Origin of the sequence: Pseudomonas sp. C5pp (genome assembly GCF_000814065.1) — a bacterium.
In the GTDB taxonomy this organism is placed as follows: Bacteria; Pseudomonadota; Gammaproteobacteria; order Pseudomonadales; family Pseudomonadaceae; genus Aquipseudomonas; species Aquipseudomonas asiatica.
In genome coordinates this window covers 1-19,180 of the sequence record NZ_JWLN01000010.1, presented here as the reverse complement: position 1 = coordinate 19,180, position 19,180 = coordinate 1, and the positions used below count along the sequence as shown (strand labels likewise).

At 64.4% G+C, this 19,180-nt stretch carries 18 protein-coding genes and 2 pseudogenes; 8 read left to right on the top strand and 12 right to left on the bottom strand.

Annotated features, from left to right (window positions below; genetic code table 11):
• The first annotated feature begins 109 nt into the window (after nt 1-109).
• Genes ligD through RR51_RS09955 form a run of 5 tightly spaced genes read left to right on the top strand, consistent with a single transcriptional unit; the run spans nt 110 to nt 5,719 of the window.
• The gene (gene ligD, locus RR51_RS09975; RefSeq protein WP_039613382.1) at nt 110-2,602 is read left to right on the top strand and encodes a DNA ligase D; all 2,493 of its coding nucleotides are present in this window, start codon (nt 110-112) and stop codon (nt 2,600-2,602) included.
• Between the two features lie 54 nt (nt 2,603-2,656).
• Nucleotides 2,657-3,700 carry an acyl-CoA dehydrogenase family protein gene (locus tag RR51_RS09970; protein ID WP_039613381.1) on the top strand — a complete coding sequence of 348 codons (1,044 nt, stop codon included), beginning with the start codon at nt 2,657-2,659 and terminating at the stop codon, nt 3,698-3,700.
• Nucleotides 3,697-4,452 (top strand): PIG-L deacetylase family protein, encoded by a 756-nt coding sequence (locus RR51_RS09965; RefSeq protein ID WP_039613380.1) that lies wholly within the window; start codon nt 3,697-3,699, stop codon nt 4,450-4,452. Before RR51_RS09970 ends, RR51_RS09965 begins: the two co-directional genes overlap by 4 nt.
• A gap of 11 nt (nt 4,453-4,463) precedes the next feature.
• Nucleotides 4,464-5,063, top strand: coding sequence for a class I SAM-dependent methyltransferase (locus RR51_RS09960; RefSeq protein ID WP_013972635.1), 600 nt, complete (start codon nt 4,464-4,466; stop codon nt 5,061-5,063).
• Nucleotides 5,060-5,719 (top strand): glycosyltransferase, encoded by a 660-nt coding sequence (locus RR51_RS09955; RefSeq protein ID WP_038409649.1) that lies wholly within the window; start codon nt 5,060-5,062, stop codon nt 5,717-5,719. Before RR51_RS09960 ends, RR51_RS09955 begins: the two co-directional genes overlap by 4 nt.
• Before the next feature lie 212 nt (nt 5,720-5,931).
• Here RR51_RS09955 and ku read toward each other — a convergent pair whose 3' ends face one another.
• The 11 genes and pseudogenes from ku to RR51_RS09900 form a co-directional block, all read right to left on the bottom strand.
• A complete protein-coding gene (ku, locus tag RR51_RS09950; protein WP_015270347.1) occupies nt 5,932-6,753 on the bottom strand; it encodes a non-homologous end joining protein Ku in 822 nt (273 codons plus the stop codon).
• A 74-nt stretch (nt 6,754-6,827) separates the two neighbouring features.
• Complete coding sequence (locus RR51_RS09945) at nt 6,828-7,733, bottom strand: SDR family oxidoreductase (protein ID WP_013972638.1); 906 nt, start codon at nt 7,731-7,733, stop codon at nt 6,828-6,830.
• A 127-nt stretch (nt 7,734-7,860) separates the two neighbouring features.
• Nucleotides 7,861-8,448, bottom strand: coding sequence for a 5'-methylthioadenosine/S-adenosylhomocysteine nucleosidase family protein (locus RR51_RS09940; RefSeq protein WP_039613379.1), 588 nt, complete (start codon nt 8,446-8,448; stop codon nt 7,861-7,863).
• A 56-nt stretch (nt 8,449-8,504) separates the two neighbouring features.
• Nucleotides 8,505-9,611 carry a carboxylate-amine ligase gene (locus RR51_RS09935; RefSeq protein ID WP_039613378.1) on the bottom strand — a complete coding sequence of 369 codons (1,107 nt, stop codon included), beginning with the start codon at nt 9,609-9,611 and terminating at the stop codon, nt 8,505-8,507.
• A 6-nt stretch (nt 9,612-9,617) separates the two neighbouring features.
• Nucleotides 9,618-10,571: a N5-glutamine methyltransferase family protein gene (locus RR51_RS09930; RefSeq protein WP_039613377.1), complete on the bottom strand. Its 954-nt coding sequence runs from the start codon at nt 10,569-10,571 to the stop codon at nt 9,618-9,620.
• Nucleotides 10,571-11,905, bottom strand: coding sequence for an iron-containing redox enzyme family protein (locus RR51_RS09925; protein WP_039613376.1), 1,335 nt, complete (start codon nt 11,903-11,905; stop codon nt 10,571-10,573). The genes RR51_RS09930 and RR51_RS09925 overlap by 1 nt, the downstream gene beginning before the upstream one ends.
• Nucleotides 11,906-11,926: 21 nt before the next feature.
• On the bottom strand, nt 11,927-12,124 hold the full coding sequence (locus RR51_RS09920) for a hypothetical protein (protein WP_039613375.1): 198 nt from the start codon (nt 12,122-12,124) through the stop codon (nt 11,927-11,929).
• A 60-nt stretch (nt 12,125-12,184) separates the two neighbouring features.
• Nucleotides 12,185-12,304 (bottom strand): annotated as a pseudogene (locus tag RR51_RS09915) (general stress protein); the annotation flags it as partial.
• A 205-nt stretch (nt 12,305-12,509) separates the two neighbouring features.
• Nucleotides 12,510-13,780: pseudogene (locus RR51_RS09910) on the bottom strand (NTP/NDP exchange transporter).
• 4 nt (nt 13,781-13,784) lie between these two features.
• The gene (locus RR51_RS09905) at nt 13,785-14,693 is read right to left on the bottom strand and encodes an aldo/keto reductase (RefSeq protein WP_039613374.1); all 909 of its coding nucleotides are present in this window, start codon (nt 14,691-14,693) and stop codon (nt 13,785-13,787) included.
• Between the two features lie 89 nt (nt 14,694-14,782).
• Nucleotides 14,783-15,646, bottom strand: a complete 864-nt coding sequence (locus RR51_RS09900) for a Dyp-type peroxidase (RefSeq protein ID WP_013972645.1) — start codon at nt 15,644-15,646, stop codon at nt 14,783-14,785.
• Between the two features lie 184 nt (nt 15,647-15,830).
• Here RR51_RS09900 and RR51_RS09895 point away from each other — a divergent pair, with 184 nt between their 5' ends.
• Nucleotides 15,831-16,724: a bile acid:sodium symporter family protein gene (locus tag RR51_RS09895; protein WP_039613373.1), complete on the top strand. Its 894-nt coding sequence runs from the start codon at nt 15,831-15,833 to the stop codon at nt 16,722-16,724.
• Between the two features lie 168 nt (nt 16,725-16,892).
• Here the strand turns inward: RR51_RS09895 and RR51_RS09890 are convergent, their stop codons facing one another.
• Nucleotides 16,893-17,360 (bottom strand): sterol desaturase family protein, encoded by a 468-nt coding sequence (locus RR51_RS09890; RefSeq protein WP_015270356.1) that lies wholly within the window; start codon nt 17,358-17,360, stop codon nt 16,893-16,895.
• A 396-nt stretch (nt 17,361-17,756) separates the two neighbouring features.
• Between RR51_RS09890 and RR51_RS09885 the strand changes: the two genes are divergently transcribed.
• Both RR51_RS09885 and RR51_RS09880 read left to right on the top strand, forming a co-directional pair.
• Nucleotides 17,757-18,470 (top strand): MgtC/SapB family protein, encoded by a 714-nt coding sequence (locus RR51_RS09885; RefSeq protein WP_013972648.1) that lies wholly within the window; start codon nt 17,757-17,759, stop codon nt 18,468-18,470.
• Between the two features lie 17 nt (nt 18,471-18,487).
• Nucleotides 18,488-18,997 (top strand): GNAT family N-acetyltransferase, encoded by a 510-nt coding sequence (locus RR51_RS09880; RefSeq protein WP_039613372.1) that lies wholly within the window; start codon nt 18,488-18,490, stop codon nt 18,995-18,997.
• The last annotated feature ends 183 nt before the right edge of the window (nt 18,998-19,180 follow it).

Here is a 19,180-nt window from a genome sequence, read left to right as displayed (position 1 = left end):
GCTTCATTCGGTCGACTGCACTTGCTGTTTGAAGATTCAGAGTTTTTTTGAACTACCGCCCGGGCCGTTGCCTCCCAGATTAGAGACTGCGAACCGCCCGGAGCCCGCCATGGCCAAGCCCCTGCAGGAATATGCGCGCAAGCGCGACTTCAATGCCACGCCCGAGCCCAGCGGCAAGCGCAGCCGTGGCAAGCGGGCCCACGCGCTGCAGTTCTGCATCCAGAAGCACGATGCCAGCCACCTGCACTACGACTTCCGCCTGGAACTCGATGGCACGCTGAAAAGCTGGGCCATCCCCAAAGGGCCGTCGCTGGACCCCAAGGTGCGCCGCCTGGCCGTGCACGTAGAGGACCACCCGCTGGACTACGCCGACTTCGAAGGCCATATCCCCGAAGGCCATTACGGCGCGGGCGACGTGATCGTCTGGGACCGGGGCATCTGGGAGCCCGAAGGTGATGCGCGTGAGGCCTATGCCAAGGGCAAACTGCGTTTCCGCCTGCAAGGCGAAAAGCTCGGCGGTGTATGGAACCTGTTCCGCACCCACCTGGCCGGCAAGAAGGAGCAGTGGATGCTGGTCAAGTCGCACGACGGCCAGGCGCGTAGCGAAGCCGACTACAGCATCGTCGACGCCCAGCCCGACAGCGTGCTCAGCGACCGCACGCTGGTGCCGCGCAAGCCGACAGCAAAAAAGGCCGCCGCGCCACGTCGCAAAGCCGCCAGCAAAGGCCGGAAGGTGCCGTTGCCGGCGCAGCTGCAGCCACAACTGGCGACCTTGGTCGACTCCCCGCCCAGTGGCGACTGGCGCTACGAGGTCAAGTTCGACGGTTACCGCATCCTTGCCCGCATCGACGGTGATGACGTGCGCCTGTTCACCCGCAATGGCCATGACTGGAGCGGCAAGATGCCCAGGCAGGTTGCCGCTTTGCGTGCGCTGGGCCTCGATTCGGCCTGGCTCGATGGCGAGGTGGTGGTGGCTGGCGAAAACGGCGCGGCGGACTTCCAGGCGCTGCAGAACGCTTTCGACACCGAGCATGACGACCACATCACCTATTACCTGTTCGACCTGCCCTTCCTGGGCGGCCAGGACCTGCGCCAGTTACCGCTGCAGGCCCGGCGCGACACCTTGCAGCGCTTGCTGGAACACAACGAATCGGACGTGCTCAAGTACTCCGACGATTTTGACCAGCCGGTCGAGTCCCTGCTCGACAGCGCCTGCAGGCTGCAACTCGAAGGCCTGATCGGCAAGCGCGTCAACAGCCCCTACAGCGGCCGCCGCAGCCCCGACTGGATCAAGCTCAAGTGCAAGCAGCGCCAGGAGTTCGTGATCGTCGGCTACACCGACCCCAAAGGCAGCCGCAGCGGCTTTGGTGCCCTGCTGCTGGCCTTGCACGACAACGACAGCGGCGAGTTGCGCTATGCCGGCAAGGTCGGCACCGGCTTCAGTACAACCACGCTGGCCAGCATCCATGCCCGGCTCAAACCATTGGAAACCGCCAAGCCGGCCCTGCCCAACCCGCCCACCGGGGCCGAAGCCCGGGGCGTGCACTGGCTGAAACCGCAACTGCTGGCCGAAGTCGCCTATGCCCAGATGACCCGTGACGGCATCGTGCGCCACTCGGAGTTCCACGGCCTGCGCGATGACAAACCGGCTACCGCCATCGACCTGGAGCGCAGCATGCCCGCCAAGACCCTGCCCAAGCGCAAGCAGGCCAAGGCCCCCGAGGCTTTGGGCGAGCTGCGCCTGACCCACCCCGAGCGGGTGGTCGACGCCACCAGCGGCGTTACCAAGCGCGAGGTCGCCGAGTACTACGCCGCTGTCAGCCAATGGATACTGCCCCAGCTCAAGAATCGCCCGGTGGCACTGGTACGTGCTCCGGACGGGCTGGCCGGAGAGCTGTTCTTCCAGAAGAACGCCGGCCAGTTGCATCTGCCCAACGTGCTCAGCTATGACAAGGCCGAGGCCGGCCAGGCGGCGATGGTCATCAATCGCGCCGACACCTTGATCGGCGCAGTGCAGATGAACATGCTCGAACTGCACACCTGGAACGCCACCGACAAGGACTTCGACAAGCCCGACCGCTTCGTCCTCGACCTTGACCCGGACCCGGCACTGCCGTGGAAGGCCATGCTGGAAGCCACCCAACTGGCCCTCACCTTGCTGGATGAGCTGGGCCTGAAGGTGTTTCTCAAGACCAGTGGCGGCAAAGGCATGCACCTGGTAGTGCCCCTGACCCGGCGTGCCAGCTGGGATGAAGTCAAGGCATTCAGCCACGGCATCGTCGATTACCTGGCCAGGTTGTTCCCCGACAGGCTCAGTGCCGTGTCCGGGCCCAAAAATCGCATCGGGCGCATCTTCATCGACTACCTGCGCAACGGCAAGGGGGCTACCACCGCCTGCGCGTATACCCTGCGCGCCCGCGAAGGTCTGCCGGTATCCGTGCCGATCTGGCGCGAGGAACTGCCGCAACTCAAGGGCGCCAACCAGTGGCACATCGGCAACGTGCTTGAACGCCTGGGTGATGTCGACGACCCCTGGGCCGATTATGGCAAGACCAGGCAATCGATCACCGTGGGCATGCGCAAGCAGCTGGGGCTGGCCTGATGACGACTTGCCTTCAGCGCTACGCCCGCAATGCCTGACCAAGGAGCCGAGCCCATGAGCATTGTCCAGGATTTTGACCTGACCAACCTCGATCGCCTGTTGCGAGCCTTCGGCGAGCGGCAGCAACCGCTCAACCTCGATACCCAGTTGCCGCAGCTGATTCAGGCACTGCAAGCCGACCACCTCGACCTGCTGCCCCTGCCCGGCCAGGGCAATACGCTACGGCGCTGGCAAACCCTCGCCCGGGTGGCAGGCTGTGACCTGGCCTTGGCCAAGCTGTACGAGGGCCACACCGACGCGTTGGCGATCCTTGCCGAATGCGCGGCTGCACACCACGCTGCCGAGGGTATATGGGGCGTGTGGGCCGCCGAACCGCCGGATGCCCGCGCCTGCATTGTCGCCCGTGACGGCGACCAGGTCCGCCTGGAGGGTCGCAAGGCCTGGTGTTCGGGCGCACTGCAGATCGATCGGGCGCTGGTCACGGCCTGGGACCAGCATGACCAACCCCAGCTGGTGGCCATCGAACTGTCCCATCCCAGCCAGGGCCTTGCCATAGACCGCTGGCAGGCCATTGGCATGGCCACCACCGCCAGTGTCGAAGTCGAGTTCAACCACACCCCTGGCATCGCCATCGGCCGCCCCGGGCAATACCTGTCACGCCCCGGCTTCTGGCATGGCGGTGCTGGCATTGCAGCCTGCTGGTACGGCGCCGCCGAGGCGTTGGCCGATTACCTGCGCGAACACTGCCGCAACCCCCGCCCCGACCCACATGCCGACGCTCACCTGGGCGCAGTCGACGCCGCCTTGTACGGCGCCAGGGCGGCACTGCGCGAATGCGCGGCATGGATCGACCGCCAGCCAGGCGCAGACGCCAGCTTCGAAGTGCGCCGCACCCGCGCCCAGGTGGAACAGGCCGTTGAACAGGTGATCCACCACGTTGGCCGGGCGCTGGGCGCCACTCCTTTCTGCCGTGACAACCACTTTGCCCGGCTGAGTGCCGACTTGCCGGTGTTCCTGCGCCAGAGCCATGCCGAGCGCGACCTGGCGGCGCTCGGGGAGCAGTTGGCAAAACAGCCGGCGGGAGTCTGGCAACTATGAGCGAGAACCTGATCCAGGCGAACAGCGGTACACCGTGGGCGGACTGGCAGCAGGCCGCGCACCTGGCCAGGGCCACCTGGATCACCCCTCAGCAATTGTGCCCACCGGGCCGCCGCCTGGTGCTGCTGGCACCGCACCCCGATGACGAGATTCTCATGGCCGGCGGGCTGCTGGCGGGCTTTCATGGCCGGGAAGACGACCTGATATTGATCTCCGCCACCGATGGTGAAGCCAGCCACCCTGGCTCTACCCACTGGAGCGAACACCGCCTGCGCCGGCAAAGGCCACTGGAGAGCCGCCATGCCCTGCAACAGCTTGACCTCGACCTCGGTCGCCTGGACTGGCGGCGGCTCCACCTCAAGGACGGCGCGTTGCCACGTGACGAGGCGTTTCTGCTCAACCACCTGAGCCAGTTGCTCAGGCCTGACGACCTGCTGATGGCTACCTGGAGCGGCGATGGCCACTGTGACCACGAAGCCGTAGGCCGAGCTGCCGCGCAGGCGGCCCGGATGCGCAAGGCGCAATGCCTGGAAGTACCCGTGTGGGCGTGGCACTGGGCACGACCGGACGACCCGCGTCTGCCGTGGCCGCGTGCCCACCGTATTCAGCTGGACGAGGCCAGCCTGGCCCGCAAGCGCAAGGCCCTGGCCGCCCATGTCAGCCAACTCGAACCGGACGGCCAGCGCCCGCCCGTACTGCCGCCGAACTTGCTGGATTGTCTGCTGCAACCTTTCGAACTGGTGTTCCTGTAAAAGGAGTTGTCATGAGCCTCGACCCACAGTATTTCGCCGACCTGTACGCCACCAGTGAAGACCCTTGGGCCTTTCGCACCCGCTGGTACGAAAAGCGCAAGCGCGAGCTGGTCATGGCCTGCCTGCCGCGCCAGTGCTACCAACGCGTGTTCGAGCCCGCTTGCGCCAATGGCGAGCTCAGCGCCTTGCTGGCCGAGCGTTGTGCCAACCTGGTGTGCCAGGACCTGGACCCTACTGCGGTAGCGCTGGCCGGTGAACGCTTGGCTGGGCTGCGCAATGTCTCGGTGGAACTGGCGCGGCTGCCGGCGGACTGGCCAGGTGGGCGTTTCGACCTGATCGTGCTGAGCGAGGTGGGTTACTACCTCGACCCGACCGACTGGTTGCAGGTGATCGAACAGTCGGTGGCCAGCCTGACCTACGACGGCGGGCTGCTGGCCTGCCACTGGAAGCATCCCATCGCCGGCTGCCCGCAGGACGGGCGTGAAGTGCACCGCATGCTGGCCCGGCACCTTCCGCTGTATCTGCAGTTCCAGCATGACGAGGCGGACTTCTTGCTGGAGTACTGGTCCTCTCAGCCCAGCGTGGTCGACCTCGATGAGACCTGCCCATGATTGCCGTGGTGATCCCGGCCCACAACGAGGCCCGGCGCCTTGGGCGCTGCCTGCGGGCAGTACTGGCTGCCGCCCTGCAGGCGCAGCAGGCGGGGCACCAGGTGGAGGTGCTGGTGGTGCTGGACCGCTGCAGCGATGGCAGCGCCGCCGTGGCAAGGCGGTTCGGTGTACAGGTGCTGACCGTGGATGCCGGCAACGTCGGTATGGCCCGCCGGGTGGGCGCGGCATACATGCTCGAGCGCGGCGCGCAGTGGCTGGCGTGCACCGATGCCGACAGCCGGGTGCCGGCGCACTGGCTGCTGTCGCAACTGGCCTGCAGGGCCGAGGTAGTGTGCGGCACGGTGCACGTCGAGTACTGGCAACCCTGGCAGACAGCGGCATTGCGCAAGCTGTACCACAGCCGCTACCAGGCACATGAGGGGCATCGGCATGTGCATGGGGCCAATCTGGGGGTGTGTGCCGACGCCTATGATCGTGTGGGCGGCTTCCAGCCACTGGCGGCGCATGAGGATGTGCAACTGGTCAGCGACCTGCAGGCCAGTGGTGCGCAGATCGTATGGACCGCCAGGCACAGCGTGGCCACCAGCAGCCGGCGCGACAGCCGCGCCCGCGAAGGGTTTGGTGATTATCTGGCGGGGTTGCAGACACAGATCTGATGCTGATTCGCAAGCGGCGCGTACCCTGTGGGAGCAACTGTCTTGCTCAAATTCTAAAAGTTGGCGCGATCCCTGTGGGAGCGGCTTTAGCCGCGAAGAATTCAACGCGGTGCATGGCACCGGCTGCGCCGGTGTTCGCGGCTAAAGCCGCTCCCACAGGGGCCCGAGTTATGAACAGTTCCATGCGAGCTGGCTTGCGGGGACGATCCCTTTCACGACGCCTTGCGTGTCTTCTTCGCCGGCTTCTTGCCACCGAGGCTGCGCTTGAGCAGTTCGGTGAGGTCGAGGATGTCTGCGCCTTTCCCTGCTTCCGTCGCCTCGCCCTTCTCCACGGTCTCGATCTTGCCCTTGCTGGCCTTTTCTTCCACCAGGTCCATGATGGTCTGGCGGAAGGCATCGTGGTAATCCGCAGGCTTCCACTGCCCGCTCATGTCCTCGACCAACCGCTTGGCCATGTCCAGTTCGCGCTTGTCCACTTTGGCCTCGGTGACGCTGCTGTCCAGCTCCAGCGTTTCCAGCCCACGCACTTCTTCGGGCCAGCGCAAGGTGATCATCACCAGCGCATCATCCAGCGGCCGCAACAACGCCAGGTGCTGGCGGGTGTGCAGCACTACCGTGGCCAGCGCCACCTTGCCGGTCTTCGCCAGGGTTTCGCGCAGCAAGGCGTATACCTTGCCGCCACGGCGGTCGGGGGTAAGGTAATACGGCGTGTCGAAGTGCTGCAGCGGGATCTCGCCAGCCTCCACGAAGGAGAAGATATCGATCGTCTGGGTCGCCTCGGGCCGGGCCTTGCGGATTTCCTCCTCGCTGATCACCACATAGCGGCCCTTCTCGAACTCGACGCCCTTGACGATGTTGTCCTTGTCGATTTCCTTGCCAGTGACCTTGTTCACCCGCTTGTAGCCGACCGGCTCCATGCTGCGCTTGTCGAGCCAGTCGAAATCGACCCGCTCGGTGCGCACCGCGGTATTGAGGGCCACGGGGATATGCACGAGACCGAAACTGATGGCGCCTTTCCAGATTGCCCTAGCCATTGAAGGTGCTCCCAGGGTTGCCTGCCAATACCTGAATCGACTGCAACGGGCGGCGAAGGTTTAGCCGCCCCGCCCTACGGCAGCGGGTTGCCGCCGGTCACGCCGAACACCTCGCCGGTGATGTAGCTGGACTCCTGGCTGGCCAGCAACACATACACCGGCGCACACTCGGCGGGTTGCCCCGGTCGCTTCATCGGCGTTTGTGCGCCGAACTCGGGAATTTTCTCCGGCGGTTGGCCGCCACTGGGCTGCAACACGGTCCAGATGGGCCCCGGGGCCACGGCATTGACCCTGATGCCGCGCTCGATCACCTGCTTGGCCAAGGCCTTGGTGAAGGCGACGATCGCTGCCTTGGTGGTGGCATAGTCGAGCAAGGTGGCCGAAGGCTGGTAGGACTGGATCGAGGCGGTATTGATGATGGTCGCCCCCGCCGGCATCAGCGGAACAGCTGCCTGGCACAGCCAGAACAGCGCGTAGACGTTGGTTTTCAGGGTGTGATCGAACTGTTCGTGGCTGATCTGGCTGATGTCCTTGCGCGCTTCCTGCTTGCCGGCGACGTTGACCAGGATGTCCAGCCCGCCAAGTTGCTCATGGGCCTGGTCGACCAGCTCCTTGCAGAACTGCTCATCCTTCAGGTCACCGGCAATTGCCACCACCTTGCGGCCTTCGGCTTCAATCAGCTTGATGACTTCGCGGGCATCGGGTTGCTCGATGGGCATGTAGTTGAGGGCAATGTCGGCACCCTCACGGGCAAAGGCGATCGCCACTGCACGGCCGATGCCCGAATCCGCACCGGTGATCAGCGCCTTGCGCCCTGCCAGGCGGCCAAAACCCTTGTAGGTGGTTTCGCCGTGGTCTGGCTCGGGCTGCATGTTGGCATCCAGCCCCGGTGCTGGTTGGCCTTGGGCCGGGAATGGTGGGTGCGGGTACTGGGTCAGCGGGTTCTGCATGCTGAACTGGTCGTGGGGTTTGTTAGGCATGGGGGCCTCTCCTCTGGTGTACCGGTGTTGGCCCATTCGCGGGCTTGCCCGCGAAGGCCGTCCTACCGTTTTCGAGGAGAGCCCTCATCGATGGTTTTTTTCGACTGGCCCAAACACCGACCAGCGGTCACACCGGGCTAAACAGCACCCGCCTGAAGGCCTCGGCAGCCAGGTGCACCTGTACCGCCCAGTCCTGCGCAGCGTCACTGCCGGCATCATCGGAGATATACTTCAGGCACACGAACGGGATGCCTTCGCTGCGTGCGATCAGCGCCAGCACGTAGGCTTCCATGTCGACCACGTCATAGGGTGCATCGCCATGGTTGATCTCGAAGCTATCGCCACTGCCGCAGGTCTCCAGGGCCAAGCCTGGGATCTGCGCCCCATGCTCCAGCATCACCGGGATGTCCGACAAAGGTGTCTGGTAACGGGCGAAGCCCAGTGGGGTCACGTCCATGTCGCGCTGCACGAATCGGGTACAGCACACCACCTCGCCCTTGCCATGGCGCTGGCTGCCGGCCGAGCCGAGGTTGACGATCAGCCTGGGCCGGCGCGCGGCAATGGCCTTGGTCAGGGCGATGGCGGCATTGACCTTGCCGATGCCGGTGAACACGGTGTTGACGTCAGCGAATACATCGCCGGCCTCGGCTTCGAGGGCGAAGACAAACAACGTGTCGTCCAGGGAAATGTCGGGGAATTGCTTGATCAGCATCATGGCGCAGGTGGTTCCGGGTGGCTGCGAAAGGCGCGGCCATTTTCGGTCAACCCCGGCTAATTGCAAGCCCCGGCGGCCACCACGGCTCGTAATGCCTGCGCCCTGCCCAAGCCTGCAGCGCTGGCCTGGGCCAGGCATTGCAGCTGCTGGTCGGCATGGGTGCCATCGCGCAGCAGGCGTTGTGCATGCAGGAAGGCGCGTTCGGCGTCTACAGTGTCGATCGGCAACTGTTCCTGCAACTGGGCCAACCAACCTGCGGCCGTGACCGGCTGCTGCTCATGCAGGCCAATGAACTCGCCCTGGCGCCCATGGCGCATGGCGCGCCAGTAATTTTCCTGGGTGATCCAGCGCTGCTCGCGGTTGCAGGCGGACGAGTCGTGCCGGTACACGATGCTGTGCTCGACCAGGTGACGAAATAGCGCGGCGATGCACAGCGCGTCCTCCAGCCGCGGGCAGCCATCGCAGATGCGCAGTTCGACCGTCGGGAAGCGCCGTGAAGGCCGGATCGCCCACCAGAAGTCGCCATCCGCGGCCATCGACCCTGTGCGTTGCAGCAATGCGCGGTAGCGCTCGTAGGCAGCCCAGTCCGGCAACGGCTCGGGCAAACCCATGTGCGGCCACTCCCCGCAAATTACCCGCCGGTAGCTCATGTAGCCGGTGCACTGGCCTGCCCACAGCGGGGATGACGTGCTCAGCACCAGCAACAGAGGCAGCCAGCCCACAACACGGTTGATCAATTGGATGCGGTCGCAACCTGGCGGTACGCCCACGTGAACATGTAGGCCGTTGAGCAGGCTGCGCCGCGCCACATGCCGGTAGTCAGCGAACAGTTGCTGGTAATGCGCAGGGGTTGCAGGTTTCTGACGCAGCCAGGCGGCATTGGGGTGGCTTGCCGCGCCGTACAGGCCCATGCCCTCTTCGGCCAGCGCTGTGTTCAGCCGCTGGCGGCTGTGCTGGAAGAACTCGCGTGCCTCGAACAGGTTGGCGAACACCGGCGAGGCCACCTCGATCTGGCTGCGGAACATTTCCTGGGCAAAGTGCTGGCCCAGCGCCTTGCGACAACGCCCGAGCACGGCTGGCGAAGGTGTGGCTGGCACCTGCCCCGTGTCCAGGTTCACCAGCAGGTATTCTTCCTCGATGCCGAACGTGCAGGGTCGGGCCATGCTGCCTCAGCTGTTGCGGGTGACTGTGAGCACCACCGCGGCGATGCGCTCGACCTGCTCGTAACCGGGTTCGTTCAGTTGCTCGCCAAACACGTCCGGGTCGATTTCCCGATACACCCAGGACCATTCCGGGCCTGCCAGGCGCAGGCGAATGGCTTCGAGCAAGGCATCACGGCCTTCGCTTATCGCCACGCCGGTATACAACAATAGCGAGCCCCCCGAGCCGAGCCGCTCGCAAGCTTGCTCGACGATACGCAGCGAAAGCTCCGCGCCGAGCGAACCACCGCCATGCCGATAGGTACGTTGGCAGGCATCCAGCATGTACGGCGGGTTGGCAACGATAAGGTCGAACAGCCCGGTAATGCCGTCGAGCACGTCACTGGGTTCCACGGAAACATTGCTCAAGCCCGCCAATGCCGCGTTGATCGCGGTGTAACGCAGCGCGAGCGGGTTGATATCCACGGCGCTGACATGGGCATGGGGCGCCGCGCGGGCGATCAGCAAGGCGCCGACACCCGTGCCGCACCCGATATCCACGGCATGCTCGACACGCTTGGGGGTGCGTTGCAGGTGATCGTGAATCACTTGGGCGAAACGGTAACTGTCGGGGCCGAGAAACACTGCGTCGGTTTCCTCGGTGGGGTAAGCAGAGTGCAGCAGCAGCAGGTCGTCGATCGTGGACCAACGCACGGTGCTGATCAGCAGTTCTCCGTGCTGCTTGAGCACCTGAGCCCGCCGCATCTGGTCCAGCTCATCGGCAGAAACCAATGACGAACGGAACGGGCGGCTCCAGCCGAACACATCGCGCACTGTCCTGGCTTGCCCGGCTTCCGGGCGCGCATTCACGCGAGCATGGGTTGCCGGGGTGACGCAGGTGAAGCGGTAGCCGTCGGCGCGCAGGCGCCTGCCCAATTGCAGCATTGCCTGGTCAGCCTGGATTTGTTGTGGATCGAGCAGCATCAGCGGGTTACCTCCTGATTCAGGCCGGTAGCACGCAAGTAGCGCCGGGTGGCCAGCAACCCTTCCGGTGTCGCATGACGGTTACCGGACATCGTGTCGATCAACGTTTGGATATCGGCGTCCGGGGCAGGAGTCGCGAGCGTATCATCCGATTCCACCTGCACCTCCCAGCTGCCAGGCAGCACGCGACGCCCGCGGGCTTGCAAGCCTGCAGCGATCCAGTCGTGCCATAGCTGTTTTTCATACGCCGTGAACACGCCATACATCGGTGCCGAGGGGCCATCGATGAGTCCCCACCAGCGGCTGTTGGCGGGTGCTTCACCACGGCGCACCCAGCCCTGTGCCTGCAAGGCTTGCAGAAACGCGGGCATGGCACCGGGCTCGGCCAGCCATTGGTTGACGGTGCGTTTTTGCAAGCGGCAATGGTCGGAATGCATGAATTGGCCAAAATTGCGCTTGCGCTCCAGTGCCGACAGCAGCTCGGATTCAAGATCGAAGCTGCTGATCAGGCTGGGTGTATCAAGCCCCAGGTCATTCAAGCGGTACCCGCTGCGCACCCGCTGGTAGAACTGGCCAGCGTCGTCGACCGGGCAGAATTGGCGTAGCGCCTGGATGGACAGATGCGCATGCCCGCTGGCCGCGTTGTCGATGGTCACATGAAGCTGGAAATAATGGCCATCGATGCCCACTTCCGCCAGTTCGTAAGTGCTAATCAGCAAATGCAACGGTGGTTGTTCATAGCCCAGGTTGTAGCCGATCAGCTCGGGAAGAAAATCATCGCCATGGCGCCCCAATGCCAACTGCAAGGCACCTTGCAGGTAACGCTGGTCGTCCAGTTCTGTCAGGCCCAGGCAACCCAGCCGGCTCAACAGCCGTTGGTAGATCAGCACATGGTTGCAGCGCGGATCACCGCCACCCAGTTCTTCCAGGTAGGTGCGAATCAGGCCGTGATAGCGCGGATCGCCCCAGTGGCGCAAGGTGCTGTGCAGCCATGCCCCGTCCACTGCCTTGGTTGGCGCCACTTGTTGCAGGAACCACAACGCCTGGGCGCGGTTGGCAAAGTAGCGCCGAGGTGCGCCTTGGCGGCGTTGTTCGAGGTAACTGGAATAGGCTTCGGCCACCTGGCTTGCATTGCCGGCGCTCCAGGCTTCCAGCTGGGCAGGATCGGCAGGCAGGTCATCCGGCAAACGCTGCGCGCGTGCCAATTGTTCGCTCAGCCAGGCTGTGCTCGTGGTGTCGTGGCTCACGAGCAGCTTGTGGTAACGCTCCTTCAGGCTTGGCCCAGTTGCCGAAGCCGGTATCACCGCGCCGGTCTTGCGGGTCATTACCGTCATGCCGTAGTCCTTGTCCGCGTTTTATTGGCTGGGTTTCTGCCCGGGCATCGGTTCAGGGTCCGGCGCCGGTTGGGTAGCGGGTTTGTCGCCGGGTTGCTGCATCTGCAGCGAAGGTTTGCTTTGGTCGGCATCCTTTGCCGGGTGGTCGTTGTCCCGGTCGAAACAGCCACCCAGCAAGCCAAGCGTGCCCACAAGTGCTATCAGAGGGATCAATCGCATGGGGTTCTCCTCATGTGCAGAATCGCAGTGCCCGATCACCCGGGCACTGCGTAGGCTCACTTACGAACGGCCGCCCTTGCGGCCCGATTCGCTGGTACGGCCACCACCGGATTGCTGGCCGCCCTTGCGCCCAGCTTCGGAGGCTTTTTCACGGTCATTGGCAAAGTTGCCCGGGTTCTTGTTGCCACCCTGGCTGCCTTGCTGGTTGCCGGTGCGGCTGTTCTCTTTGTTGGCCATGGTCTTAAACCTCGTATGACTTCGGAATGCACGGCATTACCCGCCGTACACCTGTTGGGAGTTCGGTCATTTCGGTGGATTCGGTTTAATGCGAAGCGTTCGGACCAGCGGCATTAAATAAGCGGCATCAGCATATTTGGCGCGCCTGTCAGTCGCGCGATGCGCTTTCCAGGCGTACCTGTCGCCTTCCCAGCACCCCGCCGGTCAGCGCCCAGCCCAAGGCAATCAACGTACCGATCAACATCGCCAGTTGCGGATACTCGCCCATCACGTCCAGCGCGCGTTTGAGCCAACCACTCAACGCATCACCGCCGCGGTAAACCACGGTGTCGATGAAGTTCTTGGCCTTGTACTTGTCCTCGACGGGCAGCACGGTAAACAGCATCTCCCGCCCCGGCCGCACCAGCGCGTACTCACCGGCCCGACGCACCACCATCACCACCACGAACACGGCGAACACCGGGGCCAGTGCCAGCCACAGGAAGCCCGCAGCCATCACCAGCGGCACCGCCACCAGCAGCACGCCCACCCCCAGCCGGCGGGCCAGGCGACCGGTGAGGAATACCTGGGTGAGGATGGCCAGGGCCTGTACCACGCTGTCGATCAGGCCGAACACCTGGGTTTGCCGGGTACGGTCGGTGAAAGTTTCGCTGACGATGCGTGCCTGCTCGAAATACAGGAAGGTGCTGACACTGGCGAGCAACACCACGAACAGGGCAATGCCCAACAGGTAGGGCGAGCGCAGTACGGCAGTGGCACCGGCAAACGGGTTGCCGCCCAGTGGCCGGGAATCCGCCCGCTCGGCTTGCGCCGGTAGAGGGTTGAGCTTTCGCCAGCGTTGCAAGTACCACGTAGCGCCAATGCTGCCCAAGAGAAGCGCTGCGGCCAGCACCAGCAAGCCGGCATGGCCCAGCGGCGCTACCAGCAGCGTGCCCAGGATGGGGCCGCTTAGCCCACCCAGGCTGGCCCCGGCCGCCAGCAGGCCGAACAGGCGCTTGCCTTGTGCGGTGGAAAACAGGTCGGCGAGCACGCTCCAGGCCAGCGAGATGCTCAGCAGGTTGAACACCGACAACCAGATGTAGAAGGCCCGCGCCGCCCATGAAGCTTCCGGATTACGGGCGAACAGCACGGCGAACAGCAGCAGGTTGCTGGCAAAAAAGCCGTAAGTCCAGGGCAGGATGTACCGGCGCTGCACCTTGGAGGCCAGCAAGCCAAACAGCGGCAGGCACGCCAGGGTGGCGACGAAAGTGCCGGTGAACAGCCATTGCAGGTTGTCCACGCCACCGGCGACGCCCATGGTTTCGCGCACCGGGCGCAGCATGAAAACAGGTAGAACAGCAGCAAACCGGCGATCACCGCTGGCCCTTCGCCGGGCTGGATGTTCAGCCCCTGGTCCAGGCGCCGCCGCCAGGCTGCCATGGTGTCAGGCAAACTGCTTGATCAGCGCCTGTTGCTGCGCCTGGGTCAGCAACGGCCCGTGCCCGGCCTTGAGCTGGTCAAGTTGGCGCTCGGGCCGGCTGGTCGCGGGGATGACCGTGGTCACCGCCGGGTGACTGATGGCGAACTTGAGAAACAGCTGCGCCCAGCTGCCGACACCCGCCTCTGCGGCCCAGCCGGGCAAGGCCTGGTCCTTCACCCGGGCGAACAGGCGGCCATCGTCGAACGCCCGGTTGACCAACACGGCGACGCCCTTGTCCTGGCACAGCGGCAGCAGTTCGCGGGCGGCGTCGGGGGCATTGACCGAGTAGTTGATCTGGATGAAATCCAGCGGCTCGCTGCGCACGATGCGGGCTACCTCGTCCTGGCCACTGTTCAGGTAATGGGTGATGCCGACATAGCGGGTCTTGCCCTGCTGCTTCAATTCGCGGGCATAAGGCAGCTGGGTCTGCCAGTCGCGCAGGTTGTGGATCTGCAGCAAGTCGACCTTGTCGGTGCGCAGGCTCGCGAGGCTGCCGGCCCATTGCGCTTCGGCGTCTGCCCGGCTGTCGGCGGCAATCTTGGTAGCGATGAAGCATTGCCGGTGCCAGCCGCCCTCTTCCAGCAGCTGGCCGAGAATGCTGTCGGCGCCGCCGTAGTTGGGCGAGGTGTCGATGACCCGGCCACCGCCGTCGAAGAACGCCTGCAGTACAACTTTCAGCTGCTGGTACTGGGCGGAACCGGCTTGCACTTCGAAACTGCCGGAGGTACCGGCGCCGATCACCGGCAGCGCTTCACCGGTGCTCGGCACTTGGCGGGTCAGCAAACCCGCCGGGGCAGCGGCGTGCAACCAGGGGCTGGCGGCCAGCAAGCCCAAGGTGGCACCCGCACGTAGGACATCACGACGTGCGTACATGGAAAAGCTCCCGTCATGAAGCGGAAACTTTCAAGGCTAGCCGCTGCCCCCGGCTGCGTCCGGTGTTTCTGTATCTGGATGTTTAGCGATCAGGCTTGCAGCAACAGGCTCAGGTCGACACCCGTCTCGCTCATCGGCGGACACCAGTAGTATCCACCGGTCAGTGGCCGGCTGAAGCGGTACAGGCCGTCGATGATGCCGTCCTCCAGGCCGCTCATGCGCCGCAGCTGCACCTCGAACGCATCGAAGCTGTGGCCCAGGGCCACGAAGGCCAGGCCAGCGCCGCGTTGGTCTGCCCAGGCCACCGAACGACGGACCATGAACGCTTCTGGTTCGAAACTTTCCTGGGCCGTGCGCTTGACGTGGGCGGACTCGGGGGCGTCGTCGAGCTCTTCGTTGTCGCTAAGGCGCCGGCCGATGATGTTGTCCTGGTCAGCCTGGGGCAGCGACTTGAAGTACTCCAGGTCGTGCTTCCACAGCTGGAACGCGGCAAAGCTGGAGCCATCGGCGCCAATTGCCGCCTGCACGGCCTCTTCGTCCACCGGGTTTTCGGTGCCGTCCTCATAGCCGGTCAGGTCATGGCCGCCACGGTGCAGGAAGCCATCGACGCTGTCGGCCAGGCGCAGGGCCGGAGCCAATGCCAGCTCAAGGGCTTGGGCCCGCAGCAGCAGGTCACCGCGCTCGTCGCCACGCAGCCACAGCCACAGGGCGTGTTGGGTGCTGGGGTTCTCCACGGCAGCATCCAGCTGGGGGAAGGCGCGCAAGCCAGGTACGTCACGGCCCAGGGCCTTGGCCAGCGGGGCACCGACACCCAGAATCAACTGTTCGCCATCGACCTGCGGCAGCAAGGCATCCAGGGCGGCAGGCAGGGCCTCGGGCGACTGCAGGGAGAAGAACAGGTGACGGGCGTGGGCCGGCACCGGGGTGGCAAGCAGACCTTGCTGGAACGGCATGACAGGCTAATCCTCGGTAAAAACAGGAATGCTACTGCGCCTGCAGGCCTGCTGCAACGCGGCATACAGCCTCGCTGGGCGCTGCGCTCGGTAACAAACGGTTACCAAGGGCTGGCGTTTTGCGATTAGCTATCAATCAGGGCCGACCTACACTCCACCGGATCCTTCGCCCGAGAGACCGCCCATGACCGCCTCCCCTTTGCTCACCGCTTTTCTGCCGCTGGCCCTGGGCATCATCATGCTCGGTCTCGGGTTATCGCTGACCCTGGCCGACTTCGCCCGCGTAGTGAAGTACCCCAAGCCGGTGGTGGTAGGCCTGGTTTGCCAGATCCTGCTGCTGCCGCTGGTGTGCTTCCTGATCGCCAACGGTTTTGGCCTGGAGTCGGCGCTGGCGGTGGGGCTGATGCTGCTGGCCGCCTCGCCGGGCGGCACCACGGCCAACCTGTTCAGCCACCTGGCCCATGGCGATGTGGCATTGAATATCACCCTGACGGCAGTCAACTCGCTGATCGCGATCCTGACCATGCCACTGCTGGTGAACCTGTCGCTGAGCTGGTTCATGGCATCGGACCAGGCCATACCGCTGCAGTTTGCCAAGGTGATGCAGGTGTTTGCCATCGTCCTGCTGCCGGTGGCGCTGGGCATGCTGGTTCGCCGCTTTGCACCCGCCTTCGCCGCGCGCATGGAGAAGCCGATGAAGCTGGTGGCTGCGTTGTTCCTGGCGTTCACCATCGTCCTGGCGCTGGCCAAGGACTGGCAGACCGTGGTTGCCTACGCGCCGGTGGTGGGCCTGGCCGCGCTGCTGTTCAACCTGCTGAGCCTGGGCGTGGGCTACTGGGTACCGCGCCTGCTGAACATTCCCAAGCGCCAGGCGATTGCGATCGGCATGGAGATCGGCATCCATAACGGCACCTTGGCGATTGCCCTGGCATTGAGCCCTTCGCTGCTGAACAACGCCACCATGGCGGTGCCGGCGGCGCTGTACAGCCTGATCATGTTCTTCACCGCGGCGGCGTTTGGCTGGTGGGTGAGCCGCGGGCATGTGGCGGCGCAGCCCAAGGGTGAAACGGTGAATTGAGGGCCTTTCCACGTACCCTGTGGGAGCGGGTTTACCCGCGAAGAATCCAACTCGGTGCATGGCACCGGCTGCGCCGGTGTTCGCGGCTGAAGTCGCTCCCACAGGGTCCCTGCTGACTCAATGAGTCATGTGCAGTCGCATCATCGTGGGCTGCTCTGCCAGTCCCTGTCACAACTGGCTGCGCTTGTGCCGCAACTGCTGCTTCAACACCTTCAACGGCGGTGCATAGAAGAACCCGAACGACACACTCCCCGTTCTCCCCTTCACCGCATGATGCAACCGGTGTGCGCGGTGCAGGCGCTTGAGGTAGCGATTGACCGGCCGTGGCTTGCGTGGCCAATGCCGATGAAAGAACCCGTCGTGGGCCACGACATACAGCACGCCGTACCCCGCCACGCCGCCACCCACCCACTGCAAGGGCGCAAAACCACCCTTGCCCAGGGCCACCAGCAGCGTGGCGATCAGCCCCAGGGCCACCAGGTACAGGTCATTGGTTTCGAGCATGCCCAGTTGCGGCTCATGGTGCGAGCGGTGCAGCCACCAGCCCCAGCCATGCATGATGTACTTGTGAGCCAGCGTGCCAACGCCCTCCATGGCCACCAGGGTGCCGAACAGTACGGCGAGATTGAACAACATGGAACGGTCCGGGGGATGGCAAGGGAAGGCGCAAGGGTACCGATTGCCCGCGTTTTTTTCCATGCAGGCGTGACCGGTTGCGGGCCCTTGCGGATGAAGCCATTGTCATGTTTTTGCCCTTGACCTGGCCTGCCACGGGGCGTAACGTCCGCCGCGCAATTTTGCATCCCTGAACAGGAGACCTGCATTGGACAGTAGCCCCAGTCGCATGCGACAGGCCCACGTGGCGCGCTAGTCCGGCAGTGTCCTGCACTGTCTGGCCGGCCTGGCAAGACGGTGGTTTCTTGTAATCCCCCTCTTCTTCCTCCCCCTTCGTGTTCCTGCGCATTTTCTGGTTTTTCAACCGCGCCAGCTGATGGCGTTCTTGCGGGCGTGTGCCCGTGGAAGAGGTTTGCTATGGATTGGAAAGTATTTCTGCTGCGTGTCAGCATCGCCCTGCTGCTGGGGGCGCTGATCGGTGCCGAACGTCAACTGCGCCAGCGACTGACCGGGCTGCGCACCAATGCACTGGTCAGCACCGGTGCCTGCCTGTTCGTGCTGATGACCCAGGCGGTGCCGGGCATGGCGCCCACCGATGCGTCGCGTATCGCCGCGTACGTGGTATCGGGCATCGGTTTTCTGGGTGGCGGCGTGATCATGCGTGACGGGTTCAACGTACGTGGCCTGAACACTGCCGCCACGTTGTGGTGCACGGCCGCAGTCGGCGTGCTGTGCAGCCTCGGGCTGCTGCTGGAAGCGACGCTGGGTAGCCTGGTGGTGCTGTGTGCCAACATCCTGTTGCGCGACATTGCCCAGCGCCTGGACCGCCAGGAAGTGGTGCCGGCCAGCGAGGTGGAGCAGCACTTCGAGGTGCGCATCGTCTGCCGCGCCGAGGACGAGATCCAGGTCCGCAGCCTGATGTTGCACAGCCTGGGCGACCCGCAGCTGCGCCTGCAGTCACTGCACAGCGAAGACCTGGCGAACCCCGCACGCCTGGAAGTACGCGCCGAACTGCTCGGCACCGCGCAGGCGCCAGCGCAACTGGAACGGTTGGTCAGCCGGGTGAGCCTGGAGAAAGGTGTAAGCTCGGTGCGCTGGCAATTGCAGCCGCAGGTGCTGGCGGCAGACTAGAACGAAAGGACTTCTTCATGCGCATTCGCCCTACCCTCGTGCAAGACATTCAATGGCTCCCGGACGTCGAGCGCTCGGCGGCCCAGGCTTTTGCCGCCCGGCCGGCGCTGGCATGGCTGGCGCAAGGAGATGTGATGGACTGCGGCGCCCATCAGGCATTTGTCGAAGCTGGCGGGAGCTGGGTGGCCGAGGGGCCAGATGGGCGCATTCTGGGGTTTGCCTGTGCCCGGTTCGAGGATCAGGCGCTGCATCTTCATGAAATTTCGGTGCGCCGGGAGGCCCAGGGGCAAGGTGTCGGGCGCAAGCTGTTGCAGCAGGTGGTCGATGCGGCGCGCCATGCGGGGGCGCGGGAGCTGACCTTGACCACCTTTACCGATGTGCCATGGAATGCGCCATTCTATGCGCGGTTAGGGTTCGAGGTGATCGATGAGGGGCTGCTGGATGCACGCTTGCAGCAAATTCTAGCCGAAGAGCGTGCCCATGGGCTTGCGGGCCGTTGTGCGATGCGCCTTGGCGTGGATCACTAGACTCCGGGGCCGCTTTGCAGCCCATCGCCGGCAAGCCAGCTCTCATAGAACAACACATGACTCATTGGTTCGGCGAGGCTCTGTAGGAGCAGCCTTGTGCTGCGAAGAGGCCAGTACTGACAAAGCCTGTCTATTGCTTGTACCGGCCTCTTCGCAGCACAAGGCTGCTCCTACAAAGGACGC